Source organism: Mycobacterium spongiae (assembly GCF_018278905.1).
Taxonomy (GTDB): Bacteria; Actinomycetota; Actinomycetes; order Mycobacteriales; family Mycobacteriaceae; genus Mycobacterium; species Mycobacterium spongiae.
On record NZ_CP046600.1, the window covers coordinates 2,407,509 to 2,428,183 of the forward strand.

Genomic DNA, 20,675 nt, shown 5'->3' on the forward strand with positions numbered 1-20,675 from the left:
GGTGCTAAGGAGAACGGACATGACCACAACCGAGCGTCCCAACACCATGTGCGAGGCATTCCAGCGCGTCGCGGCGATCGATCCGGACGCTGTCGCCCTTCGGACGCCCGGCGCCACCCAGACGTTGACGTGGCGGCAATATGCAGAGCAGGTGCGTCAGGTCGCCGCGGGCCTGGCCGGATTGGGCGTGCGACGTGGCGACACGGTTTCGTTGATGATGGCGAACCGGGTCGAGTTCTACCCACTCGAGGTCGGTGCTCAACACGTCGGTGCCACTTCGTTTTCGGTGTACAACACCTTGCCCGCTGAGCAGCTGACCTATGTGTTCGACAATGCCGGGACCAAGGTGGTGATCTGCGAGGAACAGTACGTCGACCGGATCCGCGCCAGCGGCAGGGACTTTGAGCACATCATCTGCATCGACGGTGCGCCCGCTGGCACGCTATCGGTGGCCGACCTCTATGCCGCCGCCTCCGACGATTTCGACTTCGAGTCGACATGGCGCGCGGTGGCCCCCGACGACGTCGTCACGCTGATTTACACATCCGGCACCACCGGAAACCCCAAGGGTGTGGAGATGACTCACACCAATCTGCTGTTCGAGGGCTACGCCGTTGACGACGTGTTCGGGATGCGCTTCGGTGATCGGGTGACATCATTCCTGCCATCAGCCCACATCGCCGACCGGCTGACCGGCCTGTACCTCCATGAGATGTTTGGCACCCAGGTCACCGCGGTGTCCGACGGCCGCGCGATCGCGGCCGCACTGCCTGACGTGCGGCCCACCGTCTGGGGTGCGGTGCCCCGAGTATGGGAAAAGCTGAAGGCTGGAATCGAATTCGCGGTCAGTCAGGAAACGGACGACGTGAAGCGGCAGGCCTTGGCATGGGGGATGTCAGTAGCCGCCAAACGCTCGGCTGCCCTGCTCGCCGGCGAACCGATGTCGGAACAGGTGGCCGCCGAATGGGCCAAAGCCGACGACGTGGTGCTGTCTGAGTTGCGTGAGCGGCTCGGCCTGGATCAGGTTCGATGGGCGATATCGGGGGCGGCGCCCATCCCGAAGGAAACGCTGGCTTTCTTCGACGGCATTGGCATCTCGATCGCCGAGATCTGGGGCATGTCGGAGCTCAGTTGCGTCGCTAGCGCGAGCCATCCTCATGATGCGCGCCTCGGTACCGTAGGCAAGCTGGTTCCCGGATTGGAAGGCAAGATCGCCGATGACGGCGAGTACCTGGTTCGCGGCCCGCTGGTAATGAAGGGTTACCGCAAGGAACCGGCCAAGACCGCGGCGGCGATCGACGCCGACGGCTGGCTGTATACGGGCGACATAGTCGAGGTCGACGCCGATGGGTATCTGACGGTGGTCGACCGCAAGAAGGAGTTGATCATCAATGCGGCCGGGAAGAACATGTCTCCGGCCAACATCGAGAACACCATCCTGGCGGCATGCCCGATGATCGGCGTCATGATGGCGATCGGTGACGGCCGACCCTTCAACACCGCCCTTCTGGTCTTCGATGCTGACTCGGTCGGACCTTACGCGGCCCAGCATGGCCTCGGCCAGGCCTCGCCCGCGGCGCTGGCAGCCAACCCGGAGCTGATCGCGCGGATCGCCGACGGTGTTGCGGCGGGCAACGCCAAGTTGTCCCGCGTGGAACAGATCAAGCGGTTTCGGGTGTTGCCGACGTTGTGGGAGCCCGGCGGTGATGAGATAACACTGACCATGAAACTCAAACGTCGGCCTATTGCCACCAAATACGCTGCAGAGATCGAAGAGCTTTACCAGCCCGAGCCCGGACCCGACGTTCACGAGCCGGCGGCCGCACCGTCGACGCAACCGGCATGACGGGGGTTGGCTGATGACTGCTCGAGAGGTCGGCCGTATCGGAGCGCGAAAGGTGCTGCAGCGCACCGGCATCGTGGCCGAGTCGACGACGCCGCTCACGATCGACCCACCCGAGGTCGCCCGACTCATGGAGGCGTCGTGGTATGACGAGCGGCTGACTGCACTGGCCGCCGACCTCGGACGTGACCCGGACAGTGTGCGCGCCGAAGCTGCTGGCTATCTCCGCGAGATGGCGGCCTCGCTGGACGAGCGCGCGGTGCAGGCGTGGCGCGGTTTCAGTCGCTGGCTGATGAGGGCCTATGACGTGCTCATCGATGAAGATCAGATCGCGCAGCTGCGCAGCTTGGACCGCAAGGCCACGCTGGCGTTCGCTTTTTCCCATCGCTCGTATCTAGATGGAATGTTGTTGCCCGAGGCGATCCTGGCCAATCGTCTCTCGCCCGCGCTCACGTTCGGCGGGTCGAACTTGAACTTCTTCCCGTTGGGTGGTTTCGCCAAACGCACTGGGGCGATCTTCATCCGCCGCGACACCAAGGACATTCCGATCTATCGGTTTGTGCTGCGGGCGTACTCAGCGCAGCTGGTGGGAGACCACGTCAACCTCACCTGGTCGATCGAAGGGGGTAGGACGAGGACCGGTAAGTTGCGGCCTCCGGTCTTTGGGATCCTGCGCTACATCACCGACGCTGTCGACGAAATCGACGGCCCTGAGGTGTATTTGGTTCCGACGTCGATCGTCTACGACCAGCTCCACGAAGTGGAGGCGATGACCACCGAGGCCTACGGTGCCGATAAGCGGCCTGAGGACTTCCGGACCATGATCCGGCTGGCTCTGCAACAACGCGAGCGACTCGGCCGGGCCTACCTCGACTTCGGCGAACCGCTGCCACTGCGCAAGCGCCTGGAGGAAATGCGCGCAGACGAATCGGGCACCGGAACCGAAATCGAACGCATCGCGTTGGATGTCGAACACCGGATCAATCGCGCCACCCCGGTGACTCCTACGGCCGTGGTGAGTCTCGCGCTATTGGGCGCAGACCGCTCGTTGTCCATCAGCGAGGTGCTGGCCACTGTGCGACCGCTGGCAACCTACATCGCGGCGCGCGACTGGGCCGTTGCCGGTGCGGCGGACCTGACGAATCGCTCGACGATCCGGTGGACATTGCACCAGCTGGTCGCTTCCGGTGTCGTCAGTGTCTTCGATGCCGGCACCGAGGCGGTGTGGGGCATCGGCGAGGACCAGCACCTGGTTGCGGCCTTCTATCGCAACACTGCAATTCACATCTTGGTTGATCGTGCCATCGCCGAAATGGCGTTGCTGGCGGCCCTGGAGAGCGCGGAGCGCGCAGACAATGGCTCGGTCTCGCCGGCGACGGTGCGCGACGAGGCACTGCGGCTGCGCGAGTTGCTCAAGTTCGAATTTCTGTTCGCCGGCCGTGCGCAATTTGAGAAAGACCTCTCCGACGAAGTACGCCTCATCGGGCCAGTCGAAGACACCACCAAGGCGGCGAGTACGGCTGATGTCCGGCGGCTGCTGGAATCGGCGGATCTGCTGTTGGCGCACCTAGTGCTGCGCCCCTTCCTCGACGCGTACCACATCGTCGCTGACCGGCTGGCGGCGCATGAAGATGAGTCGTTCGACGAGCAAGCCTTCCTCGCCGAATGCCTGCAAGTGGGCAAACAATGGGAACTGCAACGCAGAATCGCCAACGCCGAGTCGAGGTCGATGGAACTGTTCAAGACCGCCCTGCGACTGGCCCGCCACCGCGAGCTCGTGGACTCGTCCGCTGGCGAAGACCCGAATTGTGACGTCGCTGGGCGAAGACGGTTGTTCGCCGACGAGATCGCGACGGCGATCAGGCACGTCAACGCGATCGCGGAGCTGGCCAGAACGCGGTAAAGGTTTGTCCGGGGGATCTGGTCGTGCGTAGCGCCTCTGCCAGAAGCCGGGTGCGGCCTAAGGTGATGGCATGGCCCTTTCAGGTGAATATGCGCCCAGCCCGCTCGACTGGTCGCGCGAGCAAGCCGATAAATACATGGGATCAGGGGGAACCGAAGGCACCGAACTCAACGGAAAGCCCGTCGTTCTGCTGACCACTGTCGGAGCCAAGACCGGCAAGCTCCGTAAGACCCCGTTGATGCGAGTCGAGCACAACGGCGAATACGCAATCGTGGCATCCCTGGGCGGGGCACCCAGAAATCCCGTCTGGTACTACAACGTCGTGGCAAACCCACGCGTCGAGCTGCAGGACGGTACCACCACGGGTGACTACGACGCCAGACAAGTATTCGGCGACGAGAAGGCCAGCTGGTGGGAGCGCGCGGTGGCGGTCTGGCCGGACTATGCCGGCTACCAAGCCAAGACGGACCGCCAGATTCCGGTATTCGTGTTGACCCCAGTGCGCTAAGGCGCCTAGGCAGGCAGCCACGACGGCGTGGCACCATTGACCGGTGTCCGCCGAACTGAGCCAAAGCCCGAGCAGATCGCCCCTGCCTCGACTTTCTGGGGCTGACATTGACGGCGCGGCAACCCGCATTGCCCCGGTGGTCACGCCCACGCCCTTGCAGCCAAGCGACCGGCTGTCGGCGATAACTGGAGCGAGGGTCTACTTCAAGCGCGAAGACCTGCAGATAGTCCGTTCCTACAAGCTGCGCGGCGCCTACAACCTGTTGGTACAGCTTTCGGATGAAGAGCTGGCCGCTGGTGTGGTGTGTTCCTCGGCGGGTAACCATGCGCAAGGGTTCGCGTATGCGTGTCGCGCATTGCGGGTGCGCGGGCGCGTCTACGTCCCCGCCAAGACTCCGAAGCAGAAGCGTGACCGGATCCGCTACCACGGGGGAGAGTTCATCGAGCTGATCGTTGGTGGCAGAACCTACGATCATGCCGCCGCGGCGGCTCTCGAGGATGTCGAACGTACCGGCGCGACGCTGGTCCCGCCCTACGACGATCTGCGCACCATTGCTGGCCAAGGCACGATCGCCGTCGAGGTGCTCGCCCAACTCGACGAGGAGCCCGATCTGATCGTGGTGCCCGTCGGAGGCGGCGGCTGCATCGCTGGCATCACCACCTACTTGGCGGAGCGGACGACGAACACCGCGGTGCTGGGTATCGAACCGGCCGGGGCCGCCGCCATGATGGCCGCACTAGCTGCCGGCCAGCCGGTGACCCTGGATCACGTGGACCAATTCGTCGACGGTGCCGCGGTCAACCGGGCGGGCACGCTGACCCACGCTGCCCTGGCCGCCGCCGGCGACATGGTGTCGATCACGACCGTCGACGAGGGTGCGGTCTGCACGGCGATGCTTGACCTGTATCAGCACGAGGGCATCATCGCTGAACCGGCGGGCGCGCTATCGGTCGCCGGCCTGTTGGAGGCCGACATCCGACCCGGATCCACGGTGGTCTGCCTGATCTCGGGTGGCAACAACGACGTGTCCCGCTATGGCGAGGTGCTGGAGCGCTCGCTGGTCCACCTCGGCCTGAAGCACTATTTTCTGGTCGACTTCCCCCAGGAGCCGGGAGCGTTGCGCCGATTCCTCGATGATGTCCTTGGCCCCAACGACGACATCACCTTGTTCGAGTACGTCAAGCGCAACAATCGAGAAACCGGTGAGGCGCTCGTGGGCGTCGAACTCGGGTCGGCAGCCGATCTGGACGGCTTGCTGGCCCGGATGCGCGCCACGGACATTCATGTCGAGGCCCTCGAGCCGGGGTCGCCGGCCTACCGCTACCTGCTGTAGCCGTCCAAGCGCGTCGTGACAGCCTCACGCCGGCGCGTCATTCGGAGAGTGGGTGGCGGCGTCATCGCAGATAGGCCGGCAGCGGGGTAGCGCCACCGAGGTCGCTGGCTGGCTCCGGTGTTCCGGCGGTCAGGCTCAGCGGCACCACTCCGGCCCAGTGCGGCAACGCCCTGTCTTCGAGGTCGTCGGAGGGGCCCCCGTTGCGCACCTTGGCGGAGACCTCGACGAGGTCGAGCGCAAGCACTCCGGTAGCTGCTAGCTCGCGCGTGTTCGGGGCTCGGCAGTCGGCGGAGCGACCGGGTCGGATGTGATCGAGCAGCGCCTGCAGCGCCCGCCGCTTCTCCGCTTGGTCGTCGACCAGCCGCGCGGTACCCACTACGACCACCGAGCGGTAGTTCAGCGAATGGTGCATCGCCGCGCGGGCCAGGACCAGCCCGTCGAGGAGGGTAGCGGTGACGCAGATGGGTAGGCCCGGCGATGGTGCTGTCCTGGCTGCGAGCATGGGCCCGCTCCCGGTGGAGCCGTGGAGGTACAACGTTTCGCCGAGCCGGGCGTGCGTGGTCGGCAAGACTACTGGGCTTCCGGAATTGACATAGCCCACGTGGCAGACCAGCGCTTCATCGAGGATGTCGTGAACGGATTGTCGGTCGTAGCGGGCGCGTTCCGCGTAGCGGGTCGGGGTAGTCCGGAGCGTGGGTCGGTATGCAGCTTCCACGGAGGTTGGCCTCCAATATTGTAATAGTACATAATAGATGCTGTGCCAGTACAGATCGTACAACGGAGCATAGCGGGAACGGGTGCAGAGTCCATCGCGGCTAGCGTCGAAGAGGCCATTTCCCGAGGCGATCTGGCGCCGGGCGACGCACTGCCCTCCATACGCGGCCTGGCCAACCAACTCGGCGTGAATGCCAACACCGTCGCCGCCGCCTACCGCCTGCTGCGCGATCGCGGGGTAGTCGCCACCTCGGGCCGGCGCGGCACCCGGGTGCGTGACCGGCCGGCGAGCACGCCCCGTTCGCTGCGTGGGCTTGACGTCCCCGCCGGCGTGCGCGACCTGTCAACCGGGAATCCGGACCCCGCGCTGCTACCGATCGCTGCCGCCCGATTCGCGCCGGCCAAACCAGCCCGCCCAATCATGTACGGCGAGCCGGCGATGTCAGCGGAGTTAGTCGAATCAGCTCGCGGTGACCTGGCCGCCGACGGTGTGTGTGCCGATGATCTCGCGGTAACCAGTGGCGCGTTGGATGGTATCGAGCGCGTACTCGCCACCCACGTCCGTCCGGGCGACACGGTGGCCATTGAGGATCCGGGTTGGGCAAACCTGCTTGATCTTCTTGCCGCACTTGGTCTTTCGGCCGAGACCGTTCGGGTTGACGACGACGGCCCCCTGGTTTCGGACGTGGCTTGGGCTTTGGACCGGGGTGTGCGGGCACTGATCGTCACCAGCCGTGCGCAGAACCCGACCGGGGCGGCCCTGTCTGCGCACCGTGCCGGCTTGCTGCACAGCCTGTTGGCGGAGCGCTCCGACGATCTGCTGCTCGTTGAAGACGACCATGGCGCGGGCATCGCCGGCGAGCGGCTGCACACACTCGCCGGGACCACCCGCCGCTGGGCCTTCGTGCGGTCGGCCTCCAAGGCGTACGGCCCCGACCTGCGGCTGGCCGTCCTTGCCGGCGACCGCCGCACCGTTGAGCGGGTACACGGTCGCCTTCGGCTGGGGCCGGGCTGGGTGAGTCATGTGTTGCAAGACCTGGCCGTCGGCTTGTGGACCGATGAGGCGGCGAGGCGCCTTGTCCGCAAGGCCGAACAGCGCTACGCGGAGAACCGTACGCGGCTCTGCGCGGCCGTGGCCGAGCGCGGTGTCACCGCCTACGGGCGATCGGGACTCAATGTGTGGATCCCGGTACTGGACGAGACGGTGGTCATCACCCGCCTGCTCAACGCGGGCTGGGCCGCCGCGCCCGGAACGCGGTTCCGGGTTCGCACCCCGCCCGGAATCCGCATCACCATTGCTGACCTCGCTGGCCACGAAATCGATCCGCTGGCCGACGCCGTGGCCGCTGCCATGCATTCGACCGGCCCCGCGAGCGTCTGAGGCCGCGTGTGGACGATGAATGTTCGGTCTTCGTTCGCCCAGAGTGCCGCGAGGGTTGGGGCCGGGCGGGGGTGAGCAACCGCTGGCGCAATGTGGGCGCGGCCTACGGGGTTGCTGCCGTTTCCGGGTCCTGCCAGAACTGTCGTGACAGCCGGCGTCGCCGTTGGCGGGCGTCTCGATTCGTGAAGTCAGCGATGCCGTCCCTACCCGCCAATGGCGTGATCGGCACTTCAAAGGCGAGCGCTCCCGACACGTGCAGATCGATACCTTTGTTCATGATGAACTTCGTGCGGCGCACGGTGAGGGGATGCTTGGCGAGCATGACCTCGGCCAATGCGTCGACCTCGGCATCGAGCTCGTCAGGGGTGACGATGCGGTTGACGAGGTCGTAGCGTTCTGCTTTCTGGGCGCCGAATAGGGCACCGATCAGGTTCCATTCTTTGGCCTTGCGACGACCGGCGTAGCGGGGCAGCCGCGAGGTGCCGCCCCAGCCCGGTGTGATGTCCCAGTCGATCTCGGGCATGCCCCACCGTGACCGGTCGGTAGCGATGACGAAATCGCAGACCAGGGTGAGTTCCAGACCGCCGCCCGTGCAGACGCCGTCCACTGCGGCGATCGTGATGGCCGTCAGATCCTCAAGGATTTGCACGGTTTCCTGGTAAAGCCGCACTTGCCAGTAGGCGTCGTCCGCGCCCCAGGTGTTGAACTCTGTGATGTCGTCACCGGCGCAAAACGTATCGCCGGCACCGCGCAAGATCAGAATGCGACAGTCCCGGTCGTCGCGAACTTGTCGCACAGCGCGATTCAGCTCCGTGGACAGTGCCCGATCGAGGGCATTGTGGCGGTGGGGACGGTTCAGCGTGATCGTCGTTCGAGGGCCGGTTCGCTCGAAGATCAGATCTTGGTAGTCGGTCTCAGACATCGCGGGCTCTTTCAGGCGGCGTAACTTGCGTAACGAGACTATAGGCCTCGAAGTCTCGTTACGCAAGCAACTACCGCTAGTCTGGTTCCATGCCCGAAACAGCTCGGCGCGCATTCGCGAATTGCTCGGTGTTCGGCGCCATCGAGACGGTGGGTGACGCCTGGTCCTGGCTGCTGCTCAGTGAGGCGATCATCGACGGCATCACGCGGTTCGCCTCCTTTCAGAGTCGTCTTGGGATTGCACGGTCGACGCTGAGCGCGAGGCTATCGTCGCTCTGCGTCAATGGGCTGATGGACCATGACGAGCGGGGCTACCGTCCCACCGAAATGGGCGCGGATTTCTTTGGTTGCATCATGGCCGCCATGGCGTGGGCCGACCGCTGGAATACGGCGGACCGGCACATCTCGCGACGAGTCGCCCACATCGGATGCGCTCAGTCAATCCACGCCGAACTGCGCTGCGCCGCCTGCGGTGAGCTGGTCCGAGCCCGCGACGTCAGCTTCGACCGGCGGCCAGATCCCGCCGTCGCGCTATCCGGCGTAGTGACCCGTCGTCGTGCACCTGGGCTTGACCTGTTGCAACGTGTCCGCCCTAATCCGACTGCTGCGACGTTGCAGGTCATCGGTGATCGTTGGAGTGCGCTGCTGATTCGCGAATGCTTCTACGGCTCACACCGTTTCGACGAATTCCAGCAGCGCCTTGGGATCGCTCCCAATATCCTTTCCCACCGCCTTCGGCGGTTCGACGAGCTGGGTATCCTCACCAGAACGGCATACCAGCACCGGCCGCTGCGACACCAGTATCGGCTCACCGAGAAGGGGCTGGCGCTGTATCCGGTGCCGCTCGCAATGCTCGCGTGGGGTGATCGCTGGGTGGCCGACGGCAGGCCTCCGGTGCGGCTCACGCACGAGAACTGTGGGCGGCGACTTGCTCCGGTTCTCAGTTGTAGCGCGTGCGCCGCCCCAATCGCGCGGTCCGACACAGCGTTTGAGGACAATTAGCCAATCCAACTAGTGTCGCCGAGCGGATAACGGTGTGGGCGCGGTGCCCTAGTCGGCGGGGTTGGTGAGACGGTGACCTTCTGCAGCTCGCCTTTGCACTCTGTGCCGCCAGGCGGTAGCGTCTGCATCAGAATGACCGTTCTGATGGTGGCAGGCCGATGCTCTCTGATGTGATGCGACTCTTCTGGCAGAAGGGCTACGAGAAGGTCTCTATGGAGGAGATCGTCCAGGTCAGTGGGCTCAACAGGTATGCGATCTATCAGAACTGGGGCGGCAAGGCCGAGCTCTACGCCATGTGCCTGCGGCAATACAGCGAGATGTTCATCGAGACCGCGTTTGCTCCTCTTGCCAGTGGCTCGGGCGGGCTCGACGACATCCGGGCGGCCTTCGATACGAGCTTGGCGTTGTTCGATACGGGCGACTCAGCTAACGGGTGCATGGCGTGCCGCGCCCTCGTCGAGCCCGTGTACGAGGCGCCGGCGATCACCGAGCAAGTTGAAACCCATTTCTCGACGATCAAGACGCTGTTCGCGCAGGCGCTTGCACGGGCGCGTGAACGCCGGGAGATAGCAGAAGACGCCGACATCGACGCGCTGGCCGAATACCTGGTTGGCATCGTCCAGGGAGCGCAGTTATTTGGGCTACGGGGCGTCGACAAGTCCACAGTTGATAGTTACTTCCGGATCGCGGTAGCGGCTCTACAGAGCCGACCATCAGTTGTCGCCGCGATCGGCCATGGCAAGAAGAGACACCAGGACGGCTAGGAGGGCATTGATGACAGAGACCGAACTTACGTTGGTGGAGAGTGCTGGTCGCTTTCCCAAAGTTGATCTGGTGGAGCCGAATTCCTTCGGCTACCTACTGGCCACCGCGCTCGTCGACCGACGTCCGCCGTTGGGGTATGGCTTCGAAAGCCGTACCAAGCGACGACTGCTTGACGCTGTGCATTCCGCCGTGGCTGAGCTGAAGGCTCTACCGGGTGTGCGGGAGGTTGTCCGCCTCAAGGCGTTGCTTCGACCGCCGGGCCGCTCGGCGTTCCTCAGACGGCGCCCCGCTGTGCACCACGCGCGCTACGACGTCGCCGTGTGGGTGGAGACCGATGATCCCGATGCCGCCACGCAATTGCGCACCAGCCCAGCGTGGCGCCAGATCGAAACATTGCTGCAGCAGGCGTCGACCGACGTCCAGGTAATCACCGGCCATAACGCCCGCCGGATGGGCGATGTGGACCATACCCGCAATGGCGTCTTTCTCCTCAACTTTTTCTACGCCGACAGCGCGGCTGTGAATCTCGCGGTCTGGGAATACACGGCGGGCTGGTTCCAGGACCAGACCGGCCTGCGCAATTCCACCCTCCTGCGACCGGACAGCGCCACTGACTACACGGTGATCAACCACTGCCGCTGGGATCGGCTTCGCGATATCCTGCCTTCGCTGATCTTCAAACCGAGTTTTCGACGCTATGTCTTAGCGCACTTCGAAGCCAACAACACCGGCGCAATGCCGATGCTTTACCATTTGGCGTGATCAACCTGCGGTAGGGAATCGCTATCGACGCGCAGTATCGCGAACGAATGTGGCGGTAGCGCCGTGGTGTTGCTGTCGATGTGCGGTGAGCTCCAGGCAAGCATCAACTCACCGCTGATCGGTACCCGTACCGTGTCGGCGGCGAGGTTGCAAACGATCGCTAGTCGGCCGCGGCGCATCATGATCCAGCGATGGTATTCGTTGTAGTCGACCGTGAGGTGGTCAAGGCAAGCGTCGGAAAAGTCAGGATCGTTGTGCCGCAATGCAATCAGATCGCGATACACGCAGCGCAACCGGGCGTGCTCGCCGGATCCGGCTTCGTCCCAGTTCAGCTTGGAGCGCTGGAATGTCCGGGGATCTTGCGGGTCCGGAACATCGCCGGGCTCCCAACCGTGTTCGGCGAATTCCGCCTTGCGTCCCTCGGCAGTCGCGCGAGCCAGTTCGGGTTCGGGATGCGAGCTGAAGAACAGAAACGGGCTCGAGGCGCCCCATTCTTCTCCCATGAAAAGCATTGCGGTATAGGGTGATCCTAGGACCAGCGCGGCCTTGACGGCCAGTTGACCGCACGTCAAGCTCTGGGAGGGGCGATCTCCGAGAGCGCGGTTGCCGACCTGATCGTGGGTGCAGGTGTAGGCCACCAGCCTGGTTGCGGGGACTGTCCGCGTGTCCAACGGACGCCCGTGGCGCCGCCGTCGGAACGACGAGTACGTTCCAGCGTGAAAGTAGCCACGCCGTAGTGTGCGTGCGAGGGTGGCCAGCGATCCGAAGTCGGCGTAATAGCCTTGACGTTCGCCGGATACCGCGCTGTGTAGTGCGTGATGAATGTCGTCGTCCCATTGGGCGGTGATCCCATAGCCACCGGCCCCGGGTGGCGTGATCAGGCGCGGATCGTTTTGGTCACTCTCGGCGATCAGCGACAACGGACGGCCCAACTGCCGCGACAGCCAACGCGTCTCCCGGGCCAGCTCCTCGAGGATGTGGACCGCGGTAGTGTCTACCAGGACTTGCACCGCGTCCAGTCGCAGTCCATCGGCATGAAAGTCCCGCATCCAGCGCAGCGCGCACCCGACGATGTAGCGTCGCACTTCGTCGGAGTCAGCATCGCAGATATTGATTCCCGGCCCCCACGGGTTGGTCGTTGACGACAAGTACGGGCCGAACCTAGGAAGGTAGTTGCCCGAAGGGCCGAAGTGGTTGAACACCGCGTCAATCACAACACCCAGGCCACGGGCGTGGCATGCGTCGATGAACCGGACCAGCCCATCGGGGCCACCGTAGGGTTCGTGCACGCTGTACCACAGCACCCCGTCGTATCCCCAGCCGTGGGTGCCGGCAAACGAGTTGATTGGCATTACCTCGACGAATTCGACTCCGAGATCGACTAGTAGGTCAAGCTTTTCGATGGCCGAGTCGAAGGTTCCCGCCGCGGTGAAGGTGCCGACGTGCAGTTCGTAGATCACCGCGCCCTCCACCGACCGGCCGGGCCAGTCGGCGTCGGTCCCGGTGGTACCACGCGGGCCGGGCGGCTCCCAGAGCGCCGAACGCGCGTGGACCCCGTCGGGTTGGCGGGCCGATCGCGGGTCGGGTAGCACCGTCGGGTCGTCATCGAGGAGGTAGCCGTAGCGGGCTCCGGCGGGTGCGGCCACGACCGCATGCCACCACCCGTCCTCGGATCGTTCCATAGCGTGTACGACGCCCTCGACGTCGAGGCGGACCAGCGTGGGTTTGGGTGCCCACACTCGGAATTCAGGCATGCACGCGCTCCAGCAAGACGACCGGCAGGTCCGCGAACAGTTCGATGGCCTGCGCCGGATCGCGCACTAGGCGTTCGGTAAGGGTGTCTCTCCAAGAACCGTGCGGCAGCGGCAGCACGGTGTCGCCCCAGCCCGTGTTCGCGAGGCGTACCGTCCAGCGGGTCACTGCGACGACGACGTCATTGCCGCGGCGGAACGCAACGATGTGATCGCAGGCTGGGCCGGTGGCGAGCACCGCAGAGTATTCGCCGTCGAGGAAGCAGTCGGGATGGGCTCGCCGCACGCGGAGTGCTGCGGCAACGACTCGTATTTTTCGGTGTTGCAAGGCCTTCAGAGCGGCGCGCCGAGCAGCGTAGTCGACCGGACGGCGGTTGTCCGGGTCAACCAGGCTGTCGTCCCAGAGCTCGGTGCCCTGGTACATGTCCGGGATTCCGGGCACGGTCAGCGCGAGCAGTTTCTGTCCCAGGGCGTCGCTTTCGGCGTGCGAGTTGACGTGGGCGACAAGTCGGGTCAGTTCTTTGCCGGCTGGACCGTCAAGGATGGTGTCGATCCAGCGGTGCACGGCACTCTCGAAGGCGGCGTCCGGGTCGCGCCATGAGGTATGTCGTGCCGATTCCCTGATGGCTTTGTCGGCATAGGAGTGCAGCCGGCTTCGTAGTTGCTCGCCAACCTGGCCGTGCACCGGCCACACGCCGAAGATGTTCTGCAACAGAAAGTGCCCGGTCGTGATGTCCGGGCAGGGCGCTACCGTCTCGGCGTGTGAAACGAACTGCGCCCACAGCGATGGCAGCTGCGACAGCACTCCAATACGGGCGCGCACGTCTTCGCTACGTTTGGTGTCGTGTGTGGACAGCGTCGTCATGGTGTGGGGCCACAACCGAGCCCGGGTCGCGGCGCGGTGGTGGAATTCTGAAAGGCCGACACCAAAGCGATCGGGGTTGCCACCGACCTCGTTGAGCGACACGAGCCGAGAATCGCGATAGAACATGCAATCCTCAACGGCCTTGGCCGTCACCGCCCCGCACAGCTGCTGCAGCCGGGTCGCCGGCTCGCCGCCGCCGGCTATAGCTGCGGCAATCAGCTGCAAACCGGGCGCAAGTTGGGGCGCCGCGGAATTGGTTTGCGCAAGAGCAGTAGGCAGGGTCGCGGCCTGGCCCGGATAGTCGCACCGATACACCGTGATGTGGCTGAGCAGGGCCGCGATTGCGTTGGGTAACAGCCGATGATCGGCGCCGGCACTGGCTGCGATGCACCGCCGTAACCTCGTGAGTTCGGTCGCTAGCGCGTCCACGGCCGCGTCGATCTTGAGTTCGGCCACCCTCGCGGGCCCAGCGCGATGGCCCGGGCCCGAGGATTCGGCGAGTGTTGTGAGCGCGGCCTGCCCGGCCGGATCAACGAAGACGCCGCCCACCTCGCGCAACGCGTCATAACCGGTCGTACCGTCGACGGGCAGTGTCGGGTCCAGCGCCTCGTCTACGGCCAGGATCTTTTCGATCACGACCCACGCGTGCGGGCCGAGTAGCTCGCGCAGCTGCGTCAGATACCCGACGGGATCAGACAATCCGTCAGGGTGGTCGATCCGCACACCGTCGACGATGTCCTCCGCAACCCAGCGAGCTATCTCGGCGTGGCTGGCCAAGAACACTGCTCGGTCTTCCTGACGGAGTGCGGCCAGGGAATTGATGGAGAAGAACCGGCGGTAGCCGCAGAGTCCGCGCCGCCAGGAGACCAGCCGATAGTGTTGGCGGTCGTGGACCTGGCAGCCGGTGCCGTGGCCGGTGCCGGGCGCGATCGGTAGGGCCACATTTCCGAGTCGAAGCACGTCACCGTCGACGCGGAGATTGCTGACGGCATCGTCTGAACCTAGCAGCGGCAGAATTATTCGGCCGTCGCCGAGCTCCCAATCGATATCGAAGTAGCTCGCATAAGCGGAGGACTGACCGAATTGCAGGACATCCCACCACCACGCGTTCTGGTCGGGAACCTCGACCCCTACATGGTTGGGCACGATGTCGACGATCAGCCCCATGCCGCGCGCCCGCGCGGCCTCCGACAGCCGGGCCAAACCCTCGGGGCCGCCCAGTTCCGTGGAGATCTTTGTGGTGTCGGTGACGTCGTATCCGTGGCTGGATCCGCGGACCGCAGTCAGTATGGGGGACAGGTAGAGATGCGACACCCCGAGGTCATCGAAGTAGTCGAGGAGGCTCTCCGCGTCGGCGAACGTGAACCCGTACCCGCTCGACGGGCCGCGTAGCTGCAACCGGTAGGTGGCGAGAACCGGAAAAGCCATATCCTACAGGGTCTTACGGAGAACAAGCAGCGAGCGGGCGGAGACGGCGATCTGTGCGCCGGCAGCCGCGGTCAGGTCAGTGTCACCGCTGGGATGGTTGGTATCCAGGTCTGCAGTCCATTCTTGGGCATACTCGCGGTTCGGCATCACGAACGTCACATCACCGTCGTGGGCGTTGAAACACAACAAGAATGAGTCGCCAACCACCCGCTGGCCCCGTACATCGGGCGCGGTAATGGCCGCTCCGTTCAGGAAGACCGCCACACACTCGCGGAAGCTTCGGCCCCAGTCCTCGTGTGTCATCTCCCGGCCGTCGGGCGTCAGCCAGGCGATGTCGCGTATCTCGTCGCCGCTTCGGATCGGTTCGCCATCGAAGAACCGGCGTCGTCGGAACACCGGATGCCTCGTGCGCAACGTCGTCGCTTTTCGGGCAAAGGCCAGCAGCTCGGCGTTCTTGTCAAGCAAAGTCCAGTCCATCCAGGACAACTCGGAGTCCTGGCAGTAGACATTGTTGTTGCCGTGCTGGGTGCGCCCGACCTCGTCGCCGTGCGAAATCATCGGTGTGCCCTGGCTCACCATGAGCGTGGCCCAGATATTGCGCATCTGTCGGGCACGCAACGCCAGGATGTCGGGGTCGTCGGTGGGGCCTTCGACGCCGCAATTCCACGATCGGTTGTGGCTCTCGCCATCGCGGTTGTCCTCGCCGTTGTCCTCGTTGTGTTTCTCGTTGTAGGACACCAGATCGTTGAGCGTGAAGCCGTCGTGCGCGGTGACGAAGTTGATGCTGGCGCTCGGTCTTCGGCCGGTCGTCTCGTAGAGATCTGACGACCCGGTCAGGCGCGAGGCGAACTCGCCGAGTGTGGCCGGCTCGCCGCGCCAGTAGTCTCGGACCGTGTCGCGGTACTTGCCGTTCCACTCCGTCCACAGTCCCGGGAAATTGCCAACCTGATAACCGCCCTCGCCGACATCCCATGGCTCGGCGATCAGTTTGACCTGGCTCACCACCGGATCCTGTTGCACCAGATCGAAGAACGCCGACAGCCGGTCGACGTCGTGCAGCTCGCGGGCCAGCGTCGCGGCCAGGTCGAAGCGGAACCCATCGACGTGCATTTCGGTCACCCAGTAGCGCAGGGAGTCCATGATCAGCTGGAGGGTGTGTGGGTGCCGGGCATTGAGGCTATTGCCGGTGCCCGTGAAGTCTTTGTAAAGCCGCAGGTCCTCGTCGACGAGCCGGTAGTAGGCAGTGTTATCGATGCCGCGGAAATTGATGGTCGGACCGAAATGATCGGACTCCGCGGTGTGGTTGTAGACCACATCGAGGATGACTTCGATCCCGGCCTCGTGCAGGCTGCGCACCATCATCTTGAACTCGGCTACCGCACTGCCGGCTCGACGGGTGGATGCGTACCTGTTATGCGGCGCGAAGAACCCAAATGTGTTGTAACCCCAGTAGTTTCGTAAGCCGAGATCGAGTAGCCGAAAGTCGTGCAGGAATTGGTGCACCGGCATCAGTTCGATGGCAGTGACGTTGAGCTGCTTGAGGTGGTCGATGATCACCGGGTGGGCCAGCCCAGCGTAGGTGCCTCGCAGCTCTTGCGGCACCCCCGGATGAGTCTGCGTCATGCCTTTGACGTGTGCCTCGTAGATGACCGTTTCGTGATACGGAGTCAAGGGCGCCCGATCGAAGGCCCAGTCAAAGAATGGGTTGATCACCACACTGGTCATGGTGTAACCCAGAGAGTCGACCATAGGGGGAGTGCCGGTGTCGGCCCCACTGCCCTCGGGATCAACGGCATTCATGTCGTAGGAGAACAGCGCCTGATCGAAGGTGAAGTCGCCGTCGAATGCCTTTCCATACGGGTCGAGCAATAGCTTGCTGGGGTCACAGCGATGGCCCGCCGCGGGGTTGAACGGACCGTGGACGCGAAACCCATAGCGCTGGCCGGGGCTGACATTGGGCAGATAGGCATGCCAGACGTATCCGTCGATCTCGTCAAGCGGGACCCGAGCCTCGGTGCCGTCATCGCCGATCAGGCATAGCTCCACCTTCTCGGCGATCTCGGAGAAGAGCGAGAAGTTCGTGCCAGCTCCGTCGTAGGAAGCCCCAAGCGGGTAGGCGTTGCCCGGCCACACCGTGGGCAAGGTGGGCGCGCCCGAGTCCGCAGCCGGGTTCGACGACATCACATGACTCTAGCCAGTTTCGGTGCGTGCCCGGTCGCGACGCCACGCGGCTTCTCGGTGCCGTTCGTGTTGTCAGGCTAGTTGGCTGTGGCTTACCACCAGCCGGTTTGGGCGGCGATCTGCCGGCCGAGCTCGCCAGTCATCGTCCGCACATAGGTGCGAGACAGATGATGGGAGTCGCGGTAGACCAGGACATTTCCCTCAACCGGGCGACAGACGTCGTGGCGGCATACCGCGTCGGACATATCGAGCGGCTTCAACAGTGGGAAGCGCTCAACAAAGTCAAGCGTGGGGTTGCGGTCGACCAGCACTTTCGAACGCGCCAGGCTGCACGACTGCGCGGTGCCGCCCTTGGCCAAGCAGTCGGCAGGGATCAGCGGCTTGCGGTCTTTGACCAGCCATGGGGTGTCGCGCATCGCAAGGACGGGAATGTTGTTGTCGGAGAACGTTTGCCAGATTCCGATGTAGGTGGCCGGCATCACGTCGCCCGGCTTGATGTTCCACGGTCGAGTCGAGGTGGTGAACACGTAGTCCGGGCGGTCGTTCACCAGCTTGCGCATCGCCCTTTGCACCCAGGTATGACACTGCGGATAGGCGGCGTTGCTGCCCATAATCAGCGGGACTTGCTCGGTGGACAACGGGCAGCCCATCTTGAGATACGTCACCACCTTGAAATGGTGCATGCGGCCCAGCAGATCCAGCGCGGTCAGCCAGTGTTCCGCATGCGAACCGCCGGCCAGTGCGATAGTCCTAGCTGCGTTCACGTCGCCGTAGGTGCAGTTGACCACCGCCGGGTTGTGGAAGTCGCTGATGCATCCGTCCTTGGTGGACGCCGGGAGATCGTTCTTGACCTCTAGCACGGTCGGCCGCATCCGCAGTTTGGGCACCCTGACGTGGTGGATCAGCGCGCGTGCGCCGGGGTAGTCGCGCGAGCTCAGGCCGCTGAGTTCCTTGCCGTTGGCGCGCTGAACGATCACGTGCTCACGCCAGGTGAACGAGGTCGCAGTGAGTGCAACCCCAAGCAGAGCCACGATGGATCCCAGAACGATCGTGGGTCGGCGCAACCGCAGCCGCCACGGAATCGGCGGAACGGCCGTCAGCGACGCCGTCTGGGCCGATGCGCGATATCGCAGGGGGTCTTCGACGAGCCGGGTCGTCAGATACGCCAACACCCCGGAGATCAGCAGCACTGCGGTGCCTTCGAGGAAGTTGGCGCGCCGGTGGCCGGTATAGGAAAGCCAGAAGATGAGCAGTGGCCAGTGCCACAGGTAGAGCGAGTACGCCATCGCTCCCAGCGCCACTAGCGGCCCGGTTGCCAGCAGTCGGTTGGGCAGCGGCATCCGGTCGCGGGTGCTGGGGTGGCTGTGCCGGTTCGCCCCCGCGAGGATCATCAGCATGGTGGCCCCGACGGGCACCAGCGCCCAGGGACCCGGAAATTCTTTGACGCCATCAATGAGGGCCCCGCACGACACAATCGCCGCTAGCGCGACGGTGGCGACCACGGTGCGTAGCCACATCGGCCACCGTACGTAGGGCACCAGCGCACCGACCAGTGCCCCCAACAGCAGTTCCCATGCCCTGGCGAAGCTGTTGTAGTAGGCGGTCGATTGGTCGGCCTGATGAGCAATGATCGCGTAAACGAACGACGCCACGGTCAATGCGCTCAGTAGCACGATGAAAGTGGTCCGCATGTTTGCGCGGAGCTTGCCCCGTAGCAGGTAGGCGCAGCCGGCAACGAGCAGGAGGAACGCGATATAGAACTGGCCCTGCACCGACATGGACCAGATGTGCTGCAACGGGCTCACCGCTTCGCCAGCTCGTAGGTAGTCCGACACGGTGTTCGCCAGTTCCCAGTTCTGGTAGTAGCCGAGGCTGGCCAGGCTCTGATTGGCGAAGGTCTCCCAGCGAGTCTGGGGCTGTATAAGGATGGTGAGTAGCGCGCAGCTGGCCAGCACGACGACGAGTGCCGGAAGCAGGCGGCGCACCAGCCGGACCACTTCGGCTACCGGCGACAGGGACACAGTGGGGTTGAGGGCGGCGCGCAGCAATTTTCCGCCGAAGAAGAACCCGGACAGCGCCAGGAACACATCGACTCCGCCGGAAACCCGGCCGAACCAGACGTGGAACATCGCCACAAGCGCGATCGCAATACCGCGCAGGCCGTCGAGATCGTGGCGATAGAACCCGGTTTTACGGGTCCCCATCGTGGCCGGTGCGGCCGGTTCCGCGGTGGCCGCGGGTGAGGGAGGTGGTGACAAGGTCAGCATGATCGACCGCTAATTTACCCAAAACCCGCCGCCTGCTCTCCCCACTGATCCGTTGGGGGGCTGGCGGCGGGTGAGGCCCAGGGGGTATCGGGGTGGCTACCCGGTGGTGACGGCGGGTGCTGGCTGCGTGGGCAGCTGCTGCGCCGGTGCTTGCTGGACGGGTGCTTGCTGGACGGGTGCTTGCTGGACCGGTGCTTGCTGGACCGGTGCTTGCTGGACCGGTGCTTGCTGGACAGGCGCTTGCTGGACAGGTGCTTGCTGGCCTGGTGCTTGCTGGCCTGGTGCTTGTTGGACCGGCGCTTGTTGGACCGGCGCCGGCGTCCGCCGCAGGGGTACTTGCGGGGTGCCGAGAACCCGGACCAGATATGGCGTCATGTCGCGGGTGCGAACCTGCGAGACCTGGACGGAGTCGCTGACCTCCAGCATTTTCCCCTTGCCCAGGTACAACGCGACGCTTTGCGTACCTTCTGGCCCATAAAAGATCAGGTCGCCCATGCGTGCCTGCTGTGGCAGGACCTTCTGGCCGACTTTGTACATCTCGCCGGAGGAACGGGGCAGTTTGATGCCGGCACCAGCGTAGGCGTACTGGACCAGGCCTGACGCGTCGAATCCGACCGTATACAGACCCCGGCCTTTGCCGCGGCTGGGACCATCGACGCCGCCGCCCGCCCAGGAGAAGGGCACGCCCCGTTGTGAAAGTCCGCGCGCGATCACCACGTCGGTGACACGCTGGTAGTCCATCGGCCGGATGCCCGGGTCCGCTGCCGCGACACCGGTGAAGGCCACCAGTGGGGCCACCATCATCACCAGGCCGATCGCTAAGGCGTAGATGCGTTTCATGGCGATTCCAATCTCTTGCGATCTGTGGAGCCCGAGTGTGGGCCCCATAGGGTCGTGCGCCTCAGCGCGGTGGTGCGCGCATCCGCTGCCGTTTCATGACTGGTGTGACGGCCCCATCGTGGAACTCTGCGCCGTCGAGTGACACCAAGAAATGTGAACCAATCGGCGAGCCGCTGTATTCACACCAGTCACAAAAGCCACTTTGACAACA

At 64.4% G+C, this 20,675-nt stretch carries 15 protein-coding genes; 8 read left to right on the forward strand and 7 right to left on the reverse strand.

What is annotated here, in order from left to right; all coding sequences use genetic code 11:
• Nucleotides 1-19 precede the first annotated feature (19 nt).
• From fadD11 to ilvA, 4 genes are all read left to right on the forward strand, one after another.
• Nucleotides 20-1,846, forward strand: coding sequence for a fatty acid--CoA ligase FadD11 (gene fadD11 / locus F6B93_RS09840; RefSeq protein WP_211698927.1), 1,827 nt, complete (start codon nt 20-22; stop codon nt 1,844-1,846).
• Nucleotides 1,847-1,859: 13 nt separating this feature from the next.
• On the forward strand, nt 1,860-3,746 hold the full coding sequence (locus F6B93_RS09845) for a lysophospholipid acyltransferase (protein WP_211698928.1): 1,887 nt from the start codon (nt 1,860-1,862) through the stop codon (nt 3,744-3,746).
• Nucleotides 3,747-3,816: 70 nt separating this feature from the next.
• The gene (locus tag F6B93_RS09850; protein ID WP_211698929.1) at nt 3,817-4,254 is read left to right on the forward strand and encodes a nitroreductase family deazaflavin-dependent oxidoreductase; all 438 of its coding nucleotides are present in this window, start codon (nt 3,817-3,819) and stop codon (nt 4,252-4,254) included.
• 43 nt (nt 4,255-4,297) lie between these two features.
• Nucleotides 4,298-5,587: a threonine ammonia-lyase gene (ilvA, locus tag F6B93_RS09855; RefSeq protein WP_211698930.1), complete on the forward strand. Its 1,290-nt coding sequence runs from the start codon at nt 4,298-4,300 to the stop codon at nt 5,585-5,587.
• Between the two features lie 61 nt (nt 5,588-5,648).
• Here the strand turns inward: ilvA and F6B93_RS09860 are convergent, their stop codons facing one another.
• Nucleotides 5,649-6,302, reverse strand: coding sequence for a pyridoxamine 5'-phosphate oxidase family protein (locus F6B93_RS09860; RefSeq protein ID WP_211698931.1), 654 nt, complete (start codon nt 6,300-6,302; stop codon nt 5,649-5,651).
• Between the two features lie 42 nt (nt 6,303-6,344).
• Here F6B93_RS09860 and F6B93_RS09865 point away from each other — a divergent pair, with 42 nt between their 5' ends.
• Complete coding sequence (locus F6B93_RS09865) at nt 6,345-7,682, forward strand: aminotransferase class I/II-fold pyridoxal phosphate-dependent enzyme (protein ID WP_246541055.1); 1,338 nt, start codon at nt 6,345-6,347, stop codon at nt 7,680-7,682.
• Nucleotides 7,683-7,785: 103 nt separating this feature from the next.
• On the opposite strand, the gene F6B93_RS09870 is transcribed toward F6B93_RS09865, so the two are convergent.
• Entirely contained in the window at nt 7,786-8,718 is a 933-nt protein-coding gene (locus tag F6B93_RS09870) for an enoyl-CoA hydratase/isomerase family protein (protein WP_343232730.1), read from the reverse strand.
• Here F6B93_RS09870 and F6B93_RS09875 point away from each other — a divergent pair.
• The 3 genes from F6B93_RS09875 (at nt 8,694) to F6B93_RS09885 (ending at nt 11,132) form a co-directional block, all read left to right on the forward strand.
• On the forward strand, nt 8,694-9,605 hold the full coding sequence (locus F6B93_RS09875) for a winged helix-turn-helix transcriptional regulator (RefSeq protein ID WP_211698933.1): 912 nt from the start codon (nt 8,694-8,696) through the stop codon (nt 9,603-9,605). The two genes, F6B93_RS09870 and F6B93_RS09875, sit on opposite strands and share 25 nt — an antisense overlap.
• Before the next feature lie 158 nt (nt 9,606-9,763).
• On the forward strand, nt 9,764-10,369 hold the full coding sequence (locus tag F6B93_RS09880) for a TetR/AcrR family transcriptional regulator (RefSeq protein ID WP_211698934.1): 606 nt from the start codon (nt 9,764-9,766) through the stop codon (nt 10,367-10,369).
• Nucleotides 10,370-10,379: 10 nt separating this feature from the next.
• Entirely contained in the window at nt 10,380-11,132 is a 753-nt protein-coding gene (locus F6B93_RS09885) for a hypothetical protein (protein WP_211698935.1), read from the forward strand.
• On the opposite strand, the gene treZ is transcribed toward F6B93_RS09885, so the two are convergent.
• The 5 genes from treZ to ripD all read right to left on the reverse strand — a co-directional run bounded on the left by treZ (nt 11,117) and on the right by ripD (nt 20,464).
• Nucleotides 11,117-12,886, reverse strand: a complete 1,770-nt coding sequence (treZ, locus tag F6B93_RS09890; protein ID WP_211698936.1) for a malto-oligosyltrehalose trehalohydrolase — start codon at nt 12,884-12,886, stop codon at nt 11,117-11,119. The two genes, F6B93_RS09885 and treZ, sit on opposite strands and share 16 nt — an antisense overlap.
• Nucleotides 12,879-15,176, reverse strand: coding sequence for a malto-oligosyltrehalose synthase (gene treY, locus F6B93_RS09895; RefSeq protein ID WP_211698937.1), 2,298 nt, complete (start codon nt 15,174-15,176; stop codon nt 12,879-12,881). Before treY ends, treZ begins: the two co-directional genes overlap by 8 nt.
• A gap of 3 nt (nt 15,177-15,179) precedes the next feature.
• The gene (glgX, locus tag F6B93_RS09900) at nt 15,180-17,357 is read right to left on the reverse strand and encodes a glycogen debranching protein GlgX (RefSeq protein ID WP_211698938.1); all 2,178 of its coding nucleotides are present in this window, start codon (nt 17,355-17,357) and stop codon (nt 15,180-15,182) included.
• 92 nt (nt 17,358-17,449) lie between these two features.
• A complete protein-coding gene (locus F6B93_RS09905) occupies nt 17,450-19,624 on the reverse strand; it encodes an acyltransferase family protein (RefSeq protein WP_211698939.1) in 2,175 nt (724 codons plus the stop codon).
• A gap of 96 nt (nt 19,625-19,720) precedes the next feature.
• Nucleotides 19,721-20,464, reverse strand: coding sequence for an NlpC/P60 family peptidoglycan-binding protein RipD (gene ripD, locus F6B93_RS09910; protein ID WP_211698940.1), 744 nt, complete (start codon nt 20,462-20,464; stop codon nt 19,721-19,723).
• Nucleotides 20,465-20,675: the final 211 nt, after the last annotated feature.